The following is a 17,884-nucleotide window of genomic DNA, read 5'->3' on the forward strand; positions in this document are numbered from 1 at the left end:
TTCCCGCACACGACTATTCCGCTGCGAAAGCTATTAACCTGCCGTTGATAATTTGGGGCATATAGTGGCGATAATTTGTCTCGCCAAGCCTAAATAATCATGTCTACTATCACAACTTCTGTGACGAATAATGATTCGTCAGCACCGCTATTTTTGCCGTTAATAAGCGGAAAGTTCAGGCCAAATAAATTATGGAATAGCGGAAGATTTCGCGCGAAATTTGCCTTAAGATCGCTGGTCTTTCCTGTAACTACCTTTAATTACCTGCACCAGTTGGCGCAATTATCTGCGTTACCACAGCTGCTGACCATGCAGGGTTTGCTGCCGGCGAAGCCACATCGTCCTTATCTGCGTGCGGGATTCAGCGTGGCGCAGCGCGCACAGGCGATCATCGATCACTATACGTTGATGGATCAGTTAGATAATGCGGCGCTGCGTCAGCTGTTGCAGAGTCCGGGTGATAATTTACTGGCCAGCCTGAGCGGCAAAAATGATGAGACGTATGTGATTCACTGCTGTCCGGGCCGCTTTGACCGTGAAGGTGAAATTACTTTGGAATTGCGCTATGAAACGCAGTTAATTGCGTCGCTCTCTTTCTCAATTATTCGCGAACAGCAGAAGCGCACGTTATTAATTGGTGGATTGCAGGGGCCGCGTAAGCATATTTCTAACGATGTGATTCGCGATGCCACCAAAGCGGCGCACGGCGTATTCCCAAAACGCCTGCTGATGGAAGTAGTATTTAATCTGGCGGAACAGTGTGGCGTTGAGGCGATCACCGCCGTTGGCGATACCACGCACGTGTTTCGCAGCCTGCGCTACCGTCACAGTAAAGGTGATAAGTTCTTTGCCAGCTACAGCGAGTTTTGGTTGTCGTTGGGTGGCGTGGCGCGTGGCGATGAGCTATTTACGTTGCCGTTACGCGCGGAGCGTAAATTTTTGGAAGAGATTGCCAGCAAGAAGCGCGCCGAGTATCGCCGTCGCTATGCCTTGCTGGACAGTCTGAATGAACAAGTTCATCAGGCGGCGGGCATCCTACGCGACGTTTCACACGCCGCGTAAGTCAAGATTAGAACGGCTGCTTCGCGTAGCCGGTCATCACTTTCAATCCCATTTCACGTCCGAGCGCGGTCATTGGGTGTACCACCACCAGGCCGCGCACGCTTTTCTTGAATGCGCCCATGTTGGCTTGTTCTTTTTTGGTGATTTCGCGGCTAAAGCCCAGCTTCTGCAGCTGTTGCGCTTCTTTGCTCAGCTTCTCGGTGCGCACACCGCGCAGGCGCTCAATTTCCAGCTCCAGCTTCTCTTTTTCACGCAGCAGTTCACCGAGCTTTTCGGCATCGCCAGAGGCTAACAGCGGGGCTTCTTTGCGGTTGAGCGCATCGAGCTGATCGCTCAGAAGTTTGATCTCGGCTTTTTCTTGTTCTTTCATTGGGGGAAAACTCGTTAAGGAAAACAGGCAAAGGATACATCAAATTCAGGCAACTTTGCAGCGCATGACTTCGCGCGATAAATCGCGCCGCGACAATGCGTGCTGATTTAAGACGTAGATGCCTCACGCGCACTTATCCGCAGCGGCACGCTTCATCGCGCTTGTTCATACGAAAACTACAGCGCAGGCTTTTTAAACACCTGCTTATGCGAAATCCGTGAAATCAGCTCGGTGAGCGACAGCACCATGGTTGAACGCACCATCTGCAGATAGCGCTGTTGCTGCATGGAGCGCAGTTGGTCGTCGTCACGGTTGAAGTCTGGCTGCGATGGCCAGGCGGCCACGCAGTGCAGTTCGCCAAACGGGCCGAGGATCTCATCATCGGTAAAACGATAATCGCTGATGTCGTGATTCAGCTCCTCACGCAGCGCCAGCAGCAGTTCACAATCTTCGTACTCATGCCGGTTGATCACGCCCAGGCCGTAAATCAGCTTAAGGCGAACCGAGAGTTCGCCCAGCGGACCATCACCCAGCAGCAGCGGTTCTACCGCGTATTTAACCGCGTAATCGTCCTTGCGAAACACTTGCAGCACCAGCAGGTTAACCGCTTCGGTCAGCAGCTCAACGGCGGCGATCAGGAAGCTTCTCACCGAACGACCGGCGTTCAGGCGCTCAAGCACCCGGTTTTCAAAAGCCTGCTTCTCTTCCATCATTGCCTGCATCGTTCAGCTACCGCCAGCGGGCACGCAAGCGCGCCCGAGTTAACCACTAAAGGGCGCGCATTATGCCATAGCGTTGTAAGCGCTCACCACTGAGGTGACCACTTCGCTGTTGGCATCCAGGCCAGAAATTTCCGCCAGCGTGGCTTGCGGGCCTTTTTCTGCCAGCAGCGCGACCAGTTCCTGCGCCTGCGGATCGGCTTCGCTGCGATAGTGCATCGCGGCGGCAATGCCCTGAACCAGATTATCGTGCGGCAGCTGATACTCCAGCGTGCCCAGCGTTGGCTTGATCAGGCGATCGCCCGCGCTGAGTTTACGCAGCGGCTGACGACCGACGCGCTCAACGTCATCTTTCAGGTACGGGTTTTCGAAGCGGGTGAGGATTTTCTGGATATAGGCAGCATGTTTATCGGCTTCAAAACCATAACGCTTGATCAGCACGGCGCCGCTCTCCTGCATCGCGCCTTGCACTACCGCACGCACGTTCTCATCGAGAATCGCGTCACGAATGGTAGCGTGACCAGCCAGCTGGCCGAGATACGCGGTGATGGCGTGACCGGTATTGAGAGTGAACAGCTTGCGCTCAACGAATGCCATCAGGTTGTCGGTCAATTCCATGCCAGGAATGTTCGGCAATTCCCCTTTGAACTGGGTTTTATCAACGATCCACTCACTGAAGGTTTCAACCGTCACTTCCAGCGGATCGGTGGTGCCCGCTTCGGACGGCGGCACGATGCGGTCTACCGCGGAATCAACGAAGCCAACATGCGTTTCAACCCATGCGTGATACTGCTTTGGCAGCGCTTTTAGCACGTGCTGCTTCAGCTGGCTGGTACCGCGCACCATGTTTTCACAGGCGATGATGTTGAGTGGACGCACATTACCGCTGTCGCTGCGTTTGGCCAGACCTTTCGCGACGCCACCGGCGATGCGCTCCAGAATCTGCGGACCAACCGCTGTGGTCACGATATCAACCTCAGCAATCAGCGTAACGATGTCATCGCTGGTGCTGTTAACGGCGCTTACGCCTGTTACGATTTCGACTTTTGCCTGTTCGCCAACCACATGAACCGGATACTCATGACGGGCGTTAAGGGCATCAAGTACCACCTGATTGACGTCAGCAAACACCAGCTCGATGCCGGCATCTGCCAGTAACTTACCGATAAAACCGCGACCGATGTTACCTGCTCCAAAATGTAACGCTTTCATAAATTTGACCCATATCAAATGACGAAAGGGCGGGCAAGTCCGCCCCGGAAATGTGGGACGGGCTTACCCGCCCCAGGGAAGGTAAAACGGGGTATTACGCTTTGACGGTGCTGCCCGAGAGCAGATCCAACACGTCCTGCACGCTGGTGGTATTGGCCAGCTTCTCAATGACGCTGTCATCATCCAGCGCGTTGGTCAGGCTGGTAATCACCTGAATGTGCTCGTTATTGCGAGCGGCGATACCAATCACCAAACGCGCCACGTCTTCTGGCTCATCACCAAACTGTACGCCCGCCGGATACTGACAGAACACCACGCCGGTTTTCAGCACGCGGTCTTTCGCTTCTACGGTTCCGTGAGGTACAGCAATGGATTCACCGAGGTAAGTTGGCGTCAGCTTTTCGCGTTCCAGCATCGCATCAACATATTCCGGCTGCACGTAGCCGCCTTTCACCAGCTGCTCACCCGCAAAGCGAATCGCCTGCTCTTTATGGGTGGCACTCAAACCGAGGAACACGTTGTCTGCACCCAGTTTGAACAGGTGCGCGTTGCCTTCGTCGTAGCTGTCAGCCAGCGTGGTCTGCACGGTTTCACGACGCGCTTCGCTGCGGTTAGCGGCCACCAGACGTTCGGTCAGGTTGCTGTACAGCGCGCTATCAAGGAAGTTGTTCAGCGAAATGTGCTGCGCCTGCGGTGCCTGACGCATCGCACGTTCGGTCAGATCGCGGTGGGTAATCACCAGATCGACGTCGCCCGGCAGCGAGTTAATCGCCGTGTTGGTGACGGAGATATTGCTCAGACCTGCGTCCTGCACTTTCTTACGCAGCACGCCCGCACCCATCGCACTTGAACCCATACCGGCGTCACAGGCTACGATGATTTTACGCACGTGGTTCAGGTCAACGCTCATCGCATCGCCAGCAACTGGCGAACCGGCAACAGCCTGACCTTTTGACTGCGCTTTCATATCCTGCATGCGCTGTGTCGCCGCTTCGATGTCGTCATCTTCTTTCACTTTGCTGGTTTTCAGCAGGATAGCTGAGACCACAAAGGAGACGGCAAACGCAGCGATAATGGCAGCGATATTCGCGAAGTAAGCGCCTTTTGGCGTCATCGCCAGCACCGCCAGGATAGAACCTGGAGAAGCCGGAGAGACCAGGCCGCCGTTCAGCAGTGTCAGGGTGAATACGCCAGTCATACCGCCGAGAATAACCGCCAGCAACAGACGCGGCGCCATCAGCACGTATGGGAAGTAAATTTCGTGGATACCACCAAGGAAGTGGATGATCGCTGCACCGCCTGCAGATTGTTTGGCGCTACCGCGGCCAAATACCATGTAGGCAACCAGCACGCCCATACCCGGACCTGGGTTGGCTTCAATCAGGAAGAAGATTGATTTGCCCGCCTCGCTCGCCTGCTGGATACCCAGCGGCGAGAAGATACCGTGGTTAATGGCGTTATTAAGGAACAGGATTTTCGCCGGTTCAACAAAGATTGAGGTCAGCGGCAGCAGGTTGTTCTGCACCATCAGATTCACGCCCGCGGCGAGAATGTGAGACAGGCCTTCAACCAGTGGACCGATAGCGACAAACGCCAGCAGCGCCAGCAGCATACCGATGATACCGGCCGAGAAGTTGTTAACCAGCATCTCGAAGCCGCTTTTGATCTTGCCATCAACAACGCGGTCAAAGGATTTGATTGCCCAGCCGCCCAGCGGACCGGCAATCATGGAGCCGAGGAACATCGGCATATCGGCACCGACGATCACGCCCATGGTGGTGATCGCACCGACCACGCCACCGCGATCGCCGCCAACCAGACGGCCACCGGTGAAACCAATCAGCAGCGGCAGCAGGTAGGTGATCATTGGGCCGACGAGTTTCGCCAGCGTTTCGTTTGGAATCCATCCGGTTGGGATGAACAGCGCAGTGATGATACCCCATGCGATAAACGCACCGATGTTAGGCATCACCATATTACTCAGAAAGCGACCAAAGCTCTGAACCTTGACCTTTACTGATGAGGACATAAACCCACCCCTTATTGAGACGCGCTGCAATAAGAGAGCGCGTTTGTTTTTGTTTGAACGTTACGGCGGGGGCCGTGGCATTACTGTATGCACGCGGACTCTAGCACTAGTTTATTACGCTGCGTAGAGCTGCACCTAAGTGTGATGCAGATCACGCTAAGTTGGGGTGATTGGGGGGCGAAAAGGTGACATCGATCACAAAAAGGCGCTGTAAGAAAGCAACGATGCTGAAAAATTAAGCAAAACAAGGCGATGAATGTGACTAAAGTCACCTTTTAAGGTGGGCGCTTTGTTGTGTAAGTGTGATCAATGTCACAAACTATTTTTGGTCGAAAATGCGCCAGATCACAATATGCTGCAGCAGACAAGTGAGCTGTAAGGAAGTGACGAAATTCTGGAAAGGGACAACAGACTTTCAGGGTCGCCATTGATGGCGACCACTAAAATAGTTCGGCTGTTACAACCCGCCTTGCACCGCATTTTGCGCTTGCGTCAGCGCTTGCGCGTTGCTGGAGAGATTGCTCATCAGCGTGTTGTATTGCGTTGCCTGATCCTGGGTTGGGAACTGTACGCCGCCATCGTTGAAGGTTACGCGCGTGCCTTGCGATTGCAGATAGTCACCGGTTTGCACGGCTGCCTGGCTCAGCGCCTGCAGCTGTGGCAGCAGCGGAATCAGCGTGCTCGCTGGCTGCGTCACGACTTTGACGTAGGCCGCGTCATACACTTTCTTCAGATCATCCGGCTGCTTCAGGGTGGCTTTGCTGCTGTCCGCCTGCATTTTGGCGCTCTGAATCTGCTGGGTCAGCACGCTCAGATTGCCGCTGGCCTGGCGCAGGCTATCGCGACGCGTGAGGTAATCCTGCGGTACACGAATCGCTGCTAACTCATCAACCACCGGGCGCATACCTTGCTCAATCGCCTGATTGGTCTGCTGCGAGAAGCCATAAAGGATGGCGTAGTCGCTGGCGTAGTTGCCGAAGGTTTGCTTTTGGTTTTCACTCAGGCTTGGCAGATGTTCGCCGCTGCGCATCACCGTGTTCTGAAGGAAGTCACTGAACGCTTTACGCTGATCGCCCTCTTTGTCACCGCAGGCTGTGAGTTGCAGCACCACTAACGCGCTGACCATCAGCATGCCGGTACGCATCCAGATGCGAGAAATTCCTGACGCCATGATGAACTCCTGTTATGGCTAATTCGATTCGATGGGAATGGTCCTAAAGAATAGTGCAATGGCCTGACGGGTACAACGGGCGGCGTTTGCCTGGTGCGCATAAATGCGCACCCGATAAGGAAATGGCGGAATTCCAGGGTCACCCATTATGGTGTAATGCTCGTCAGTTAAGACATGAAAACCCATAATTACCGAGAGCACATATTGTAGCGGCGCAATTTATTGCGCGATAAATCGCGCCGCTACGGAATGTGCGGTGATTTAATAAGGTGCTTAGCTGATCGGCATTACACCCATTATGGTGACCGTTTTAACACGTTAAATCAAAACACCAGCGCCTGCCCATCCTTACGGCTTTCAGTGGCGGCGATATAGAAGCCTTGCGGATCGCGCACAATCGCCTGCGCACCGCCGAAGTTATAGCCGAGCAAAGGATCTTCCAGCGTGATCTGGTGCCCCATCTCGCGCAGCTTCGCCAGCACGTTACGGTCGATGCCGGGTTCAACCACCACCGCACGTCCTTGCTCAACGCGCCAGCGCGGTGCATCAATCGCTGCCTGCGGGTTTTGCTTATGCTGCATGATACGCAGCGCCATCTGCAAATGACCTTGCGCCTGCATCGGGCCGCCCATCACGCCAAACGACATCAGCGGCTGGCCGTCACCGTCGAGGGCAAATGCCGGAATGATGGTGTGGAACGGACGTTTGCCGCCGGCGACCACATTGGGATGCTGCGGATCGAGTGAGAAACCGCAGCCACGATTTTGCAGGCTAATGCCGGTGCCCGGCACCACTACGCCAGAACCGAAGCCCATGTAGTTTGACTGTATAAAGGACACCATCATGCCGCTGGCATCCGCGGTAGAAAGATAAACCGTGCCGCTCTGCTGCGGGGAGCCAAAGGTAAAATCTCCGGCCCGATCGGGATTAATCAACTGCGCGCGCTGTTTTAAATACTCATCACTGAGAAGCAATTCTGCCGGAAACTCGAGGTGATCGTAATCGCTGACATAGCGATCCAGATCGGCCAGCGCCAGCTTCATCGCTTCAATCGACAGATGCAGCCACGGCACCGAATCCGGTTCATAGCGACCAATATCCCACTGCTCAAGAATGCCCAGCGCAATCAGGGTGGCAATGCCCTGACCGTTCGGCGGCAGTTCCTGCACCGATCCGCCCGCAAACGGGCGCGATAACAATTCTACCCAGTCGGCGCGATGATTTTTCAGATCATCAAGGCTCAGCGCCGCACCATGCTGCTCAGCAAACGCCACTATCTTTTCAGCCAGCTCGCCACGATAGAAGGCCTCACCGCGCGTTTCGGCGATTTTTTGCAGCGTTTCGGCTTGCGCCGGATTACGGAACAGCTCGCCGGCACGCGGCGGTCGTCCATCGGGCGCAAAGCACTCGACGAAGCCGGGCTGATCTTTCAGCTTGTGGTAGGCGCGCTGCCACAGATGACCAATCAGCGGTGAAACCGGGAAACCATCGCGCCCGTATTCAATGGCCGGTTGCGCTAACGTGGTGAGTGGTAGCTTGGCAAAGCGTTCGGCCAGCTCCACCCACGCCGAAACCGCGCCCGGCACGGTGACCGCTTCCCAGCCAATTTCCGGCATGGCATCGCGCCCGGCAAAGCGTTCCGGGTTCCATGCGGCGGGCGAGCGGCCCGAGGCATTCAAACCGTGCAGCTGTTTGCCATCCCAGATAATCGCAAAGGCGTCACTGCCGAGTCCGTTGCCGCTAGGCTCCAGCACGGTCAACGCCATTGCACTGGCAATCGCCGCATCTACCGCATTGCCGCCCTGTTGCAACATACGCATCCCGGCCTGCGCCGCCAGCGGCTGCGAAGTGGCAACCGCGTTGCGTCCCATCATCGGTACGCGGTGTGAGGCATAGCTGACGTTAAAATCCAGTTCACTCATGATCGTTCCTTAGTGTGAGTCATCACGTGGGTCGAGCGCGTCGCGCAAACCGTCGCCCAGCAGGTTGAAGCCCTGCACAGTGAGAAAAATAGCCAGGCCGGGGAAAATCGACATCCACGGCGCCTGTTCGAGAAAGCCTTTGGCGGTATTCAGCATCGCACCCCATGAAGGCGAGGGCGGTTGCTGGCCGAGGCCAAGGAATGAGAGGCTGGCTTCGGTAATAATCGCCGAAGCAATCGCCAGCGTGGCCTGCACCAGAATTGGCGATAGCACATTGGGCAGCACGTAACGCAGGATGATCCAGCGATCGGGCAGGCCAATCGCTCGCGCGCCGTCAATGTACTCTTCGTGGCGAATGGCGATCACCTGGCCGCGCGTCAAGCGCGCGAAAATCGGCATCGCAGATAAACCGATGGCAATCATTGCATTTGATAAGCTCGGGCCGAGAAACGCTCCCAGCGCGATTGCCAGAATCAGAAACGGGCATGCCAGCAGCGCTTCGATAAAGCGCGAAATAATGCCGTCGCACCAGCCTTGCCAGTAACCGGCAATCAACCCAAGCGGCACACCAATCAGAATGGCGATCAGCACCGAAATGCAGCCCGCCAGCAGCGAAGTACGGGCGCCCCACACCAGGCGAGACAAAATATCGCGCCCCAGCTCATCGGTGCCAAACCAGTGCAGCACCGTAGGTGCTTTACGCACCGCAAGGAAATTGGCTTTGATGGGATCAAACGGTGCCAGCCACGGTGCCAGCAGCGCCACGGCGACAAACAGCAGCACAATCACCGCACCAATCAGCGCACTTTTATTACGCAGGAACTTTTTCAGCACCCGACGATTCGGCTTTGCCACTGCAGGCAGTGCGCCAGCGGTTAATACCTCGCTCATGGTCAGCCTCGCATTTTCGGGTTAATGATCAGATAGAGCACATCAGCCAGCAGATTGAGCAGCAAGAAGCCAATCGCCACCACCAGCACCACGCCTTGCACCACGGCGTAATCACGGTTGAATACCGCATCGACAATCATCTTGCCAAAGCCGGGCAGCGTGAAGACCTGCTCGGTCAGCACCGCGCCACCCAGCAACTCGCCAAACAGCAGCGTGGTGAGAGTAACTATCGGCATCAGCGCATTACGCAACGCATGCTTGAGCACCACTTTCTTTGCCAGCAGCCCTTTGGCGCGTGCGGTGCGAATGTAATCCGCTTTCAGCACGGCGATCATTGAAGCGCGAGTGTGGCGCATTAACGTGGCGGCCAGTCCGGTGCCAAGCACCAGCGCCGGCAGCAGCAGCGTTTTCAGGTTCTGCGCCACATCTTCGCTAACCGGCACAAAACCCGATGCCGGCAGCCATTGCAGGTGTACTGAGAACAGCAGAATCAGCAGAATACCGAGCCAGAAGTGAGGCACTGAAATCCCGGAAAGCGCGACAAAGTTGGTGGTGTGATCGACCCAACTGTCTTTGCGCATCGCGGCGATGATGCCCATGCTGATGCCAATCACCAGCGCGATAATCATCGCCAGCAATGACAATTCCAGCGTGACCGGCAATTTGCTGGCGATCAGCGCCGTCACCGGCTCTTTGGTGCGCAGCGACATGCCCAAATCGCCGGTTAGCGCATTACCCATCCAGGCGAAATATTGCGCGGGAATCGGATCGTCCAGATGATATTCCGCCCGCAGCTGGGCGATAACCGCTGGATCGCGCTCTTCGCCCGCCATCGCCAGCACCGGATCGCCCGGCAGCAGCTTTTGCAGTGCGAACACCATAATGCTCACCAGCAGCAGCGTCGGAATGGCCAGCAATAGCCGTTTTACAATCAGTTCCAGCATCCTCGCTCCTTAGCGGTTTACTGCGCCAGACTTACGCCAGCCAAACGTACCAATCCGTCCGGCCAGGCTTTGAAGCCCTGCAGTTTTTTCGACATGCCAAAAATGCGTGGCTCAAAGTAGAGGTAAGCAATCGGCATATCGCTTTGCAGTTGGTTCACCACCTGGGTGTAGAGCGCCTGACGCTGTGCCTGGTCGTTGGTGAGACGCGCGGCATTCAGCCACTCATCGACCTGCGCATTGCTGTAGCGTCCGTCATTGAGCGTGCCTTTGCTGTTAATAAACGAATAGATGCTGCCGTCCGGATCCGGACGACCAGACCAACCCGACAGGCTAAGCTGATAATCCCCGCGCTGCTGGCGATCCAACAGCGTGGCGAACTCACTCATTTGCAGATTGAGGTTGAAACCGGCTTCACCGACCATCGCCTGAATCACCTGGCCCACCTGCTGCGCGGTCGGGTTATTGCTGACCAGCAGCGTCAGATTCAGCGGTGTGGTAACACCCGCAGCCTTCAGCAGTGCTTTGGCTTTCTCAACATCGCGCGGTGCGATCGGTGTTTTGACGTGATACGCGCTGACCGGTGAAAACGCCTGATTGGCTGGCGTATATAAGCCTTCAAACGCCACCTGATTCAGCGCATCACGGTCAATCGCCAGTGAGAACGCTTCACGCACCCGCGCATCTTTCAGCGGACTATTAGCATCGACTTTGCCGTTTTTGATATTGAAAGTGATGCCCTGATAACCAAGACCTGTGACTTTTGCCAGCGCCAGTTTGCTATCGGCTTCAACGGTTTTCACATCGCTGGCGGCCACGCCTTCGGTGAGATCCAAATCGCCCGCACGCAGGTTCGCGAGGCGCACTGAAGCATCCGGGATCGGCAGGAAAATCACCTTATCGAAGTGATAGGCGCCTTTATTCCAGTAATTGTCATAGCGCTTCAGCACGATGCGATCCTGCTGAACACGGCTGTCGAACTGATACGGGCCAGAGCAGACCGGATGAGCGGCGAAATCGGGCTTTTTCGCCGCTTCCGGTGCCAGCATGGCTCCGGCGCGGTCGGTCAGTTGGCTCAGCAGCGCCGCATCCGGGTTTTTCAGGTGGAACTTCACCTGCATCGGGCCGCTCACTTCCACGCTTTCAATCGAGGAGATTTCACTTTTACGCAGCGAACCCGGTAGCGTTTGCGCACGTTCGATGTTGAATTTCACCGCTTGCGCATCAAATTTTTCGCCATCGTGGAAGGTCACGCCGCTGCGCAGATTCATGGTCAGCGTTTTGCCGTCCTCGCTCCACGCCCAATCGGTCGCCAGACCCGGTACCACTTTGAGGTTTTGGTCAACATCGACCAAACGATCGCACATGGCCGCAAACACAAAACGGCCGTAATAGGTGCGCGCCAGATGCGGATCGAGCATGTCGGGATCGGCGCCCAGGCCGATGCGAATCACGCTGTCAGCCTGGCTGTGGGCGCTAGCCCCGAGCAGTAACAGACCGCTGAGGGCGGTTAATAACGTATGACGAGCTTGCTTCACGGTGTATCTCCAGAGGTTAGGCTTGCTGATTCACCGCCTGCTCAAACAGGGCGCGGCGACGTAAAAAAGCGGCGGAAGGTGGCGCAAGGGTGATGACGCTGCGATCGCGATTAATCTCCTGCCAGCGGTGACAGGCAATTTGACGGCCGCCGCTCAGCACCTGATTAATCGGTTCAAACTGGCGACATTCCGCTGTGGCATAGGGACAACGGGTATGAAAACGGCAGCCGCTAGGTGGATCTGCTGGGTTGGGCAAATCACCCTGCAGCATTGGGATGGTGCGACTGACGCCCGGCTGCATTTGTGGCGCGGAGGCAATCAACGCTTGCGTATAAGGATGGAGCGGCGCATCAAAAATCTCATCGACGCTGGCCAGTTCGACAATCTGACCGAGATACATCACCGCCACGCGATCGCTCATATGGCGGATTACCGCCAAACCGTGCGCCACGATCACCATCGTCAGGCCAAACTGCTGTTTCAGGCTCTCAAGCAGATTCACCACCTGCGCCTGCACGGACACATCCAGCGCTGAAACCGGCTCATCGCCGAGCAGTAATTTCGGCTGTGAGGCCAGCGCGCGAGCAATACCAATGCGTTGGCGCTGACCGCCTGAAAACTCGTGCGGGTAACGTTCGGCCCAGGCCGCAGGCAGGCCAACGGTGCGCAGCAGTTCGGCGACGCGCGCGTGGCGCTGATCGCGGCTCATCTTTTCGTGCAGCCACAAAGGTTCGCCCACGATCTGCTGCACCGTCATGCGCGGATTGAGCGAGGCAAACGGATCCTGAAAGATAATCTGCAATTCGCGACGCAGCTGATTGAGTCGCGCGCCGCTGGCATCGGTGATGCTTTCACCCTGATAGAACACGTCGCCGGCGCTGGCGGCTAATAAACGCAGCAGCAAACGTCCCAGCGTCGATTTACCGGAACCGGATTCGCCGACAATCGCCAGCGTTTCGCCCGGCATCACCTGTAGCGCAACGCGATCGACCGCCGTCACGCCGCGATTGCGTGAAAAAAGCCGGTTGCCGGTGGAGAAGGTTTTGCTTAAATCGCGGCACTCTAAAATCGGCTTCATGCACTTTCTCCCAGCGTGACGTGTTGCTCTAACGGAGCGCGGAAACAGGCCACCTGATGATCGTTCGCCAGTGCGCGCAACGCCGGACGATGCTGGTGGCAGCGTATTTCGGCGAAGGGGCAGCGCGTGGCAAAGCGGCAGCCAGTCGGCATGTTTTCCGGCAACGGCACTTGGCCGGGAATGGTGGCTAACGCCCCTTCACGCGCGCTCAGGCTGGGAATTGAGCCCATCAGGCCAATGGTGTACGGATGCTGCGGATCGTTGAAAATACGCTCCACGCTGCCGCTCTCCACCACCTGACCGGCATACATCACCGCCACGCGCTGCGCCACTTCCGCTACCACGCCGAGGTCATGCGTGATCATCAATACTGCGGTGCCAGTGTCCTGTTTTAGGGTGTTCAACAGCGCCAGAATTTGCGCCTGAATGGTGACGTCGAGCGCGGTAGTGGGTTCATCGGCAATCAACAGTTTTGGCTGGTTGATCAGCGCCATGGCAATCATCACGCGCTGGCGCATGCCGCCGGAGAGCTGATGCGGATAGGCTTTCAGCCGCTGTTCCGCTGCTGGAATTTGCACTTTTTGCAGAATCGCCAGCGCCGCGTCCATTGCCTGGCGCTTACTCACTTTGCGATGGCGCATCACCGCTTCGCTCAGCTGATCGCCAAGCGTGAAGGCTGGATTAAGCGAGGTCATCGGTTCCTGAAAAATCATCGCCAATTGGTTGCCACGCAGGCTGGCGTATTCACTGCTGCTGAGTTGGCGCAGATCGCGGCCATCAAACAGCATGTCGCCCTGCAAGATTTGCGCACTGTCAGGCTGCAAACCCATCAACGTGAGTGAGGTGATGCTTTTGCCGCAGCCCGATTCACCGACCAGCGCCAGCGTTTCTCCCGCCTGTAGCTCCAGAGAAATATCATCCAGTACCGTGACCGGCGAGCCGCGAAACTGCACGCGCAGATTGCGCAGCGATAAAACGGGATGTGCGGTCATGGCGCTTCCTCCTGACGGGAATAGAGCGTTTCCATCAGCGCCTGTTGCAGCGCAAGCAGATGCTCACGCATCGCCGCTGCCGCTTCATGGGGCTGGCGCTGGGCGATGTGCATCACCAGCCGCTGATGATGGGTGTCATAGTTATCCAGGCGTGCCGGGGTACGCGCCTGCACCCGCAAATGCTGCCAGCCGGGATCGCGGCGCACCGCATCGACGGCATCAAACAGCCCGAGCATCAAACGATTGCCCGCCGCTTCGGCGATGGCGCGATGGAAGGCGCTGTCCCACAGTTCATGCTGATCGCCATCTTCAGGCGGCGTGATGGCGTGCATGCGCTCCAGCAGGCGATTCATTAAGGCGATTTGTTCTTTGGTGGCGCGCAGGGCGGCAAGACTTGCCAGCCCCGGCTCCAGCTGCAAACGCGCTTCCATCACTTCAAGCAGATTCGATTGCTGTGGCAGATCCTGTAGCACCAGCGGCTGCACTGGCGCGGAGGGCCCAACAAAGGTGCCTTTGCCCTGTTTACGCCAGATGCGGCCCTCTTCTTCCAGCACATCTAATGCCCGGCGAATTTCACGACGACCGATGCCAAACCGCTCGGCTAACTCACGTTCGGAGGGCAGCGCGCGATCGGGCGTGTGCTCCTGTTGCTGAATCAGCTGGCGCAGTTGCTCAAGTGCGGTGCTGGAGTTGCGGCTGGTTTCTGGCGTGTCATTCATGATTGGTTCGCCTGTTTATACTTCAGAAAAAGATCGGTAATCGCCGCGTATCCAGCACTTTTCCTGATAAAAGGCGAATTCGGCAGCTTTCTTAGCGTAGGCAAGAAGTGAACCAATATTTAATTGGTTCGGATTAGCGTGTCATCAATGTGTAATAACCACATGATCGCAAAGTAAAAGTTTTTTCATTGCCGGTTGAGAATTGCGAGAAGCGTCAACGTCCTCACCGGCATACTGCTTCACGGTGGTGCGCGCGCGCTGCTTATCTGTGCAATGCCAGCAGTGCGGCGACGCACGGTGGGTGAATAACCGATGGTTTTCAGCGGGATATAACCTTGGCATCTATTTTGTATGTGTTAACGCAGATGCAGGAGCGATAGCGGGCAACCGAGGTCGCCAGACAATTTGCAATGGGTCACTAGGGTTCCGGTCGAAAGATGCTGGTCCGAGAGTGACCGACCGTCCTCTGACGGTTACACGGCGGGAAAAAAGCCCGGGAGGAAAGCGAGAACGTTGCTCGCCGCCTCCTGCTTTTTTTTCGTCCGTTAACGCCAGAGGAACCATCATGATCAAAGCCTGCCTTCGCCTGCTGTTGCTTTGCACCATCACGCTGTTCAGCGTCAACACGCTGGCCGCCGACAAACCCTCCTTTAAGATTTGCTGGTCGATCTACGCGGGCTGGATGCCGTGGGATTACGCGCAGCAGAGCGGTATCGTCAAAAAATGGGCCGACAAATACGGCATCGATATCCAGTTTGTGCAGGTTAACGACTACATCGAGTCGGTGAATCAATACACCGCCGGGGGTTTTGCTGGTTGCACCATGACCAACATGGATGCACTGACCATTCCGGCCACCGGCGGCGTGGATAGCACGGCGCTGATCGTTGGCGATTACTCCAACGGTAACGACGGCATTCTGCTGAAAGGCGCGGGCAACCTTTCAGCGCTGAAAGGCGCGGGCAACCTTTCAGCGCTGAAAGGCAAGCCAATCAATCTGGTCGAACTCTCGGTTTCGCATTACCTGCTGGCGCGGGCGCTGGAGAAATCCGGCATGAGCGAAAAAGACGTCAAAGTGGTGAACACCGCCGATGCCGATTTGGTGGCAGCGTTTGGCACCGCCGACGTCAACGCTATCGTTACGTGGAATCCGCTGCTCGCCGAAGCGGAGAAGCAGCCGAACAGCCATCTGATTTTCTCTTCCGCGCAAATTCCGGGCGAAATCCTCGATCTGCTGGTGGTCAACAGCGCCACGTTGCAGAAGTATCCGCAGCTCGGCAAAGCGCTGACCGGCGCATGGTATGAAACATTGAAAACCATGTCCGGCCCAACCGACAGCGCTAAAGCGGCACGTACACAAATGGCGCAGGCTTCCGGCACCGATCTGGCGGGCTTTGACCAGCAGCTGGCCGCCACGCATCTGTTTAGCGATGCCAAAACCACCCTCGATTTCGTCCAAAGCCCACAGCTCAAAGCCACCATGCAGATGGTCGCCGAGTTCTCGTTCAAGCACGGTTTGCTGGGCGAGGGCGCGCCGAGCGCCGATGTGGTTGGCGTGGCAACGCCTGCGGGCAATTGGGGCGATGCGGGTAACCTCAAACTGCGCTTCACCGATGAGTACACCAAAATGGCCGCCGCCGGGCAGCTGTAAGCGAGGCGATGCCGATGCGTAAGTTGATCAACTACCAACCGCTGCCGCTGGGCCGCTTGCTGCTGGGCGTTCTGCCGCTGCTGGCGCTGCTGCTGGTGTATCTGTTCGCGTCGGAGGCGCGTCTCAGTCTGAATGCGGCAGACAAGCTGTTGCCGGGCTTTAACGCCATGGGCGACGCCATCAGCCGCATGGCATTTCAGCCCAGCCCGCGCACTGGCGAATATCTGTTGTGGAGCGATACCGCCGCCAGTCTGCTGCGTTTGCTGTGTGGTGTGGCGATCAGCGCGCTATTGGCGCTGGCGCTGGGTCTGTTCACCGGCGCGCTGCCGGTGGTGCGTGCGGTGCTGGCGCCGCTGGTGACGCTGTTTGCGTTGGTGCCGCCGCTGGCGATTCTGCCGATTCTGTTTATCTGTTTTGGTCTCGGCGAAGTATCGAAAGTGGTGCTGATTGTCATCGGCATTACGCCGCTGATTGCCCGCGATTTGCAGCTGCAGGTGCAGAAGATCCCGCGCGAGCAGCTGGTAAAAGCGCAGACGCTCGGCGCGCACAGCGCGCAGATTTTATGGCGCGTGATCCTGCCGCAGCTGATGCCGCGGCTGTTGGATGCGGTACGGCTGTCGCTGGCGTCGGCGTGGCTGTTTCTGATTGCCGCCGAAGCCATCGCCGCCACAGAAGGCCTGGGTTATCGCATCTTCCTGATGCGGCGTTATCTGGCAATGGATGTGATTCTGCCCTACGTGGCGTGGATCGCGCTGCTGGCCTTCCTGCTCGACCTGTTGCTGCGGCTGATTAGCTGTCGCTGCTGGCCGTGGTATCACGCGAAATAAGGGGCGAGCGATGCCGTTACTGCAACTGAAAAACCTTGAGAAACATTACGGCCAGCAAGTGGTGCTGGAGCGCCTCAATATCGAGGTTGAAGAGGGCGAGTTTGTGGCGATTGTCGGTGCGTCCGGCTGCGGCAAGACCACCTTCCTGAATATGCTGCTCGGCACTGAAGCGCCCAGCAAAGGCCAGCTGTTGCTGGATGGCGAACCTATCCCCGACGAACCGGATGCGCATCGCGGCGTGGTGTTTCAGCGTTATTCCGTGTTTCCGCATATGACGGTGCTGGGCAACGTGATGCTGGGCGACGAGTTCAGCAGTGCGCGTTGGCTGGGCCGCGTGTGGGGAAAGAAACGCCAGACGATTCGCCAGCGCGCGCAGGCCATGCTGGCGCAGGTCGGGCTTGAACAGGCACAGAATAAATATCCGCATCAGCTGTCGGGCGGCATGCAGCAGCGTCTGGCGCTGGCGCAGGCGTTGATGAAGCAGCCGCGCATTTTGCTGCTCGATGAACCCTTCGGCGCACTCGATCCCGGCATCCGTAGCGAGATGCACCAGCTGATCACCCGTTTGTGGCAGCAGCATAACCTGACCATTTTCATGATCACCCACGATTTGAAAGAGGGATTTAGCCTTGCATCGCGTCTGCTGGTGTTCGACAAGCTGCGCCACGATCCGCACGCGCCTGAAGCCTGGGGCGCGACAATCACTTACGATCTGCCGCTGGATCGCGCACAGCCATCCGAACCGCAGGTCGCCTAAAGGAG

General features: G+C 56.9%; 16 protein-coding genes and 1 riboswitch. Of the genes, 4 read left to right on the forward strand and 12 right to left on the reverse strand.

Going from position 1 to position 17,884, the window contains the following annotated elements; translation table 11 throughout:
- The first annotated feature begins 99 nt into the window (after positions 1–99).
- Positions 100–1,062 carry a VirK/YbjX family protein gene (locus P6287_RS00440; protein ID WP_277974337.1) on the forward strand — a complete coding sequence of 321 codons (963 nt, stop codon included), beginning with the start codon at positions 100–102 and terminating at the stop codon, positions 1,060–1,062.
- Between the two features lie 7 nt (positions 1,063–1,069).
- Here P6287_RS00440 and P6287_RS00445 read toward each other — a convergent pair whose 3' ends face one another.
- The 12 genes from P6287_RS00445 to P6287_RS00500 all read right to left on the reverse strand — a co-directional run bounded on the left by P6287_RS00445 (position 1,070) and on the right by P6287_RS00500 (position 14,644).
- On the reverse strand, positions 1,070–1,432 hold the full coding sequence (locus tag P6287_RS00445; RefSeq protein WP_007893377.1) for a YibL family ribosome-associated protein: 363 nt from the start codon (positions 1,430–1,432) through the stop codon (positions 1,070–1,072).
- A gap of 176 nt (positions 1,433–1,608) precedes the next feature.
- The gene (gene mtlR / locus P6287_RS00450) at positions 1,609–2,154 is read right to left on the reverse strand and encodes a mannitol operon repressor MtlR (RefSeq protein ID WP_199559727.1); all 546 of its coding nucleotides are present in this window, start codon (positions 2,152–2,154) and stop codon (positions 1,609–1,611) included.
- 60 nt (positions 2,155–2,214) lie between these two features.
- The gene (mtlD, locus tag P6287_RS00455) at positions 2,215–3,363 is read right to left on the reverse strand and encodes a mannitol-1-phosphate 5-dehydrogenase (RefSeq protein ID WP_222213162.1); all 1,149 of its coding nucleotides are present in this window, start codon (positions 3,361–3,363) and stop codon (positions 2,215–2,217) included.
- Between the two features lie 94 nt (positions 3,364–3,457).
- Entirely contained in the window at positions 3,458–5,392 is a 1,935-nt protein-coding gene (locus P6287_RS00460) for a PTS mannitol transporter subunit IICBA (RefSeq protein WP_101763823.1), read from the reverse strand.
- A gap of 457 nt (positions 5,393–5,849) precedes the next feature.
- Positions 5,850–6,563, reverse strand: coding sequence for a DUF3053 domain-containing protein (locus P6287_RS00465; RefSeq protein WP_110867877.1), 714 nt, complete (start codon positions 6,561–6,563; stop codon positions 5,850–5,852).
- Positions 6,564–6,886: 323 nt separating this feature from the next.
- Entirely contained in the window at positions 6,887–8,485 is a 1,599-nt protein-coding gene (locus P6287_RS00470; protein ID WP_277974338.1) for a gamma-glutamyltransferase family protein, read from the reverse strand.
- Positions 8,486–8,494: 9 nt separating this feature from the next.
- The gene (locus P6287_RS00475; protein ID WP_101763820.1) at positions 8,495–9,376 is read right to left on the reverse strand and encodes an ABC transporter permease; all 882 of its coding nucleotides are present in this window, start codon (positions 9,374–9,376) and stop codon (positions 8,495–8,497) included.
- 2 nt (positions 9,377–9,378) lie between these two features.
- On the reverse strand, positions 9,379–10,320 hold the full coding sequence (locus P6287_RS00480; protein ID WP_277974339.1) for an ABC transporter permease: 942 nt from the start codon (positions 10,318–10,320) through the stop codon (positions 9,379–9,381).
- Positions 10,321–10,337: 17 nt separating this feature from the next.
- The gene (locus P6287_RS00485) at positions 10,338–11,855 is read right to left on the reverse strand and encodes an ABC transporter substrate-binding protein (RefSeq protein WP_277974340.1); all 1,518 of its coding nucleotides are present in this window, start codon (positions 11,853–11,855) and stop codon (positions 10,338–10,340) included.
- A 16-nt stretch (positions 11,856–11,871) separates the two neighbouring features.
- Positions 11,872–12,933 carry an oligopeptide/dipeptide ABC transporter ATP-binding protein gene (locus P6287_RS00490; protein ID WP_101763817.1) on the reverse strand — a complete coding sequence of 354 codons (1,062 nt, stop codon included), beginning with the start codon at positions 12,931–12,933 and terminating at the stop codon, positions 11,872–11,874.
- A complete protein-coding gene (locus P6287_RS00495; RefSeq protein WP_277974341.1) occupies positions 12,930–13,925 on the reverse strand; it encodes an ABC transporter ATP-binding protein in 996 nt (331 codons plus the stop codon). Before P6287_RS00495 ends, P6287_RS00490 begins: the two co-directional genes overlap by 4 nt.
- Positions 13,922–14,644 (reverse strand): FadR/GntR family transcriptional regulator, encoded by a 723-nt coding sequence (locus tag P6287_RS00500; protein WP_277974342.1) that lies wholly within the window; start codon positions 14,642–14,644, stop codon positions 13,922–13,924. The genes P6287_RS00495 and P6287_RS00500 overlap by 4 nt, the downstream gene beginning before the upstream one ends.
- A 407-nt stretch (positions 14,645–15,051) precedes the next feature.
- A riboswitch (guanidine-I (ykkC/yxkD leader) is annotated at positions 15,052–15,146 on the forward strand.
- 63 nt (positions 15,147–15,209) lie between these two features.
- On the opposite strand from P6287_RS00500, the gene P6287_RS00505 reads away from it, so the two are divergent.
- From P6287_RS00505 to P6287_RS00515, 3 genes are read left to right on the forward strand one after another with little or no spacing between them, the layout of a single operon-like run.
- A complete protein-coding gene (locus tag P6287_RS00505) occupies positions 15,210–16,295 on the forward strand; it encodes a putative urea ABC transporter substrate-binding protein (RefSeq protein WP_277974343.1) in 1,086 nt (361 codons plus the stop codon).
- A 14-nt stretch (positions 16,296–16,309) separates the two neighbouring features.
- Positions 16,310–17,122, forward strand: coding sequence for an ABC transporter permease subunit (locus tag P6287_RS00510; RefSeq protein ID WP_277974344.1), 813 nt, complete (start codon positions 16,310–16,312; stop codon positions 17,120–17,122).
- A gap of 10 nt (positions 17,123–17,132) precedes the next feature.
- Complete coding sequence (locus P6287_RS00515; protein ID WP_277974345.1) at positions 17,133–17,879, forward strand: ABC transporter ATP-binding protein; 747 nt, start codon at positions 17,133–17,135, stop codon at positions 17,877–17,879.
- The last annotated feature ends 5 nt before the right edge of the window (positions 17,880–17,884 follow it).

It is taken from the genome of Pantoea sp. X85 (genome assembly GCF_029623675.1).
GTDB classification, from domain to species: Bacteria; Pseudomonadota; Gammaproteobacteria; order Enterobacterales; family Enterobacteriaceae; genus Pantoea; species Pantoea leporis.

Excerpts from the sequence above, each read along its gene's own strand:
- P6287_RS00440 (WP_277974337.1), top strand. The coding sequence starts at position 100 with ATGTCTACTATCACAACTTCTGTGACGAATAATGATTCGTCAGCACCG.
- P6287_RS00445 (WP_007893377.1), bottom strand. The coding sequence starts at position 1,432 with ATGAAAGAACAAGAAAAAGCCGAGATCAAACTTCTGAGCGATCAGCTC.
- mtlR (WP_199559727.1), bottom strand. The coding sequence starts at position 2,154 with ATGCAGGCAATGATGGAAGAGAAGCAGGCTTTTGAAAACCGGGTGCTT.
- mtlD (WP_222213162.1), bottom strand. The coding sequence starts at position 3,363 with ATGAAAGCGTTACATTTTGGAGCAGGTAACATCGGTCGCGGTTTTATC.
- P6287_RS00460 (WP_101763823.1), bottom strand. The coding sequence starts at position 5,392 with ATGTCCTCATCAGTAAAGGTCAAGGTTCAGAGCTTTGGTCGCTTTCTG.
- P6287_RS00465 (WP_110867877.1), bottom strand. The coding sequence starts at position 6,563 with ATGGCGTCAGGAATTTCTCGCATCTGGATGCGTACCGGCATGCTGATG.
- P6287_RS00470 (WP_277974338.1), bottom strand. The coding sequence starts at position 8,485 with ATGAGTGAACTGGATTTTAACGTCAGCTATGCCTCACACCGCGTACCG.
- P6287_RS00475 (WP_101763820.1), bottom strand. The coding sequence starts at position 9,376 with ATGAGCGAGGTATTAACCGCTGGCGCACTGCCTGCAGTGGCAAAGCCG.
- P6287_RS00480 (WP_277974339.1), bottom strand. The coding sequence starts at position 10,320 with ATGCTGGAACTGATTGTAAAACGGCTATTGCTGGCCATTCCGACGCTG.
- P6287_RS00490 (WP_101763817.1), bottom strand. The coding sequence starts at position 12,933 with ATGAAGCCGATTTTAGAGTGCCGCGATTTAAGCAAAACCTTCTCCACC.
- P6287_RS00495 (WP_277974341.1), bottom strand. The coding sequence starts at position 13,925 with ATGACCGCACATCCCGTTTTATCGCTGCGCAATCTGCGCGTGCAGTTT.
- P6287_RS00500 (WP_277974342.1), bottom strand. The coding sequence starts at position 14,644 with ATGAATGACACGCCAGAAACCAGCCGCAACTCCAGCACCGCACTTGAG.
- P6287_RS00505 (WP_277974343.1), top strand. The coding sequence starts at position 15,210 with ATGATCAAAGCCTGCCTTCGCCTGCTGTTGCTTTGCACCATCACGCTG.
- P6287_RS00510 (WP_277974344.1), top strand. The coding sequence starts at position 16,310 with ATGCGTAAGTTGATCAACTACCAACCGCTGCCGCTGGGCCGCTTGCTG.
- P6287_RS00515 (WP_277974345.1), top strand. The coding sequence starts at position 17,133 with ATGCCGTTACTGCAACTGAAAAACCTTGAGAAACATTACGGCCAGCAA.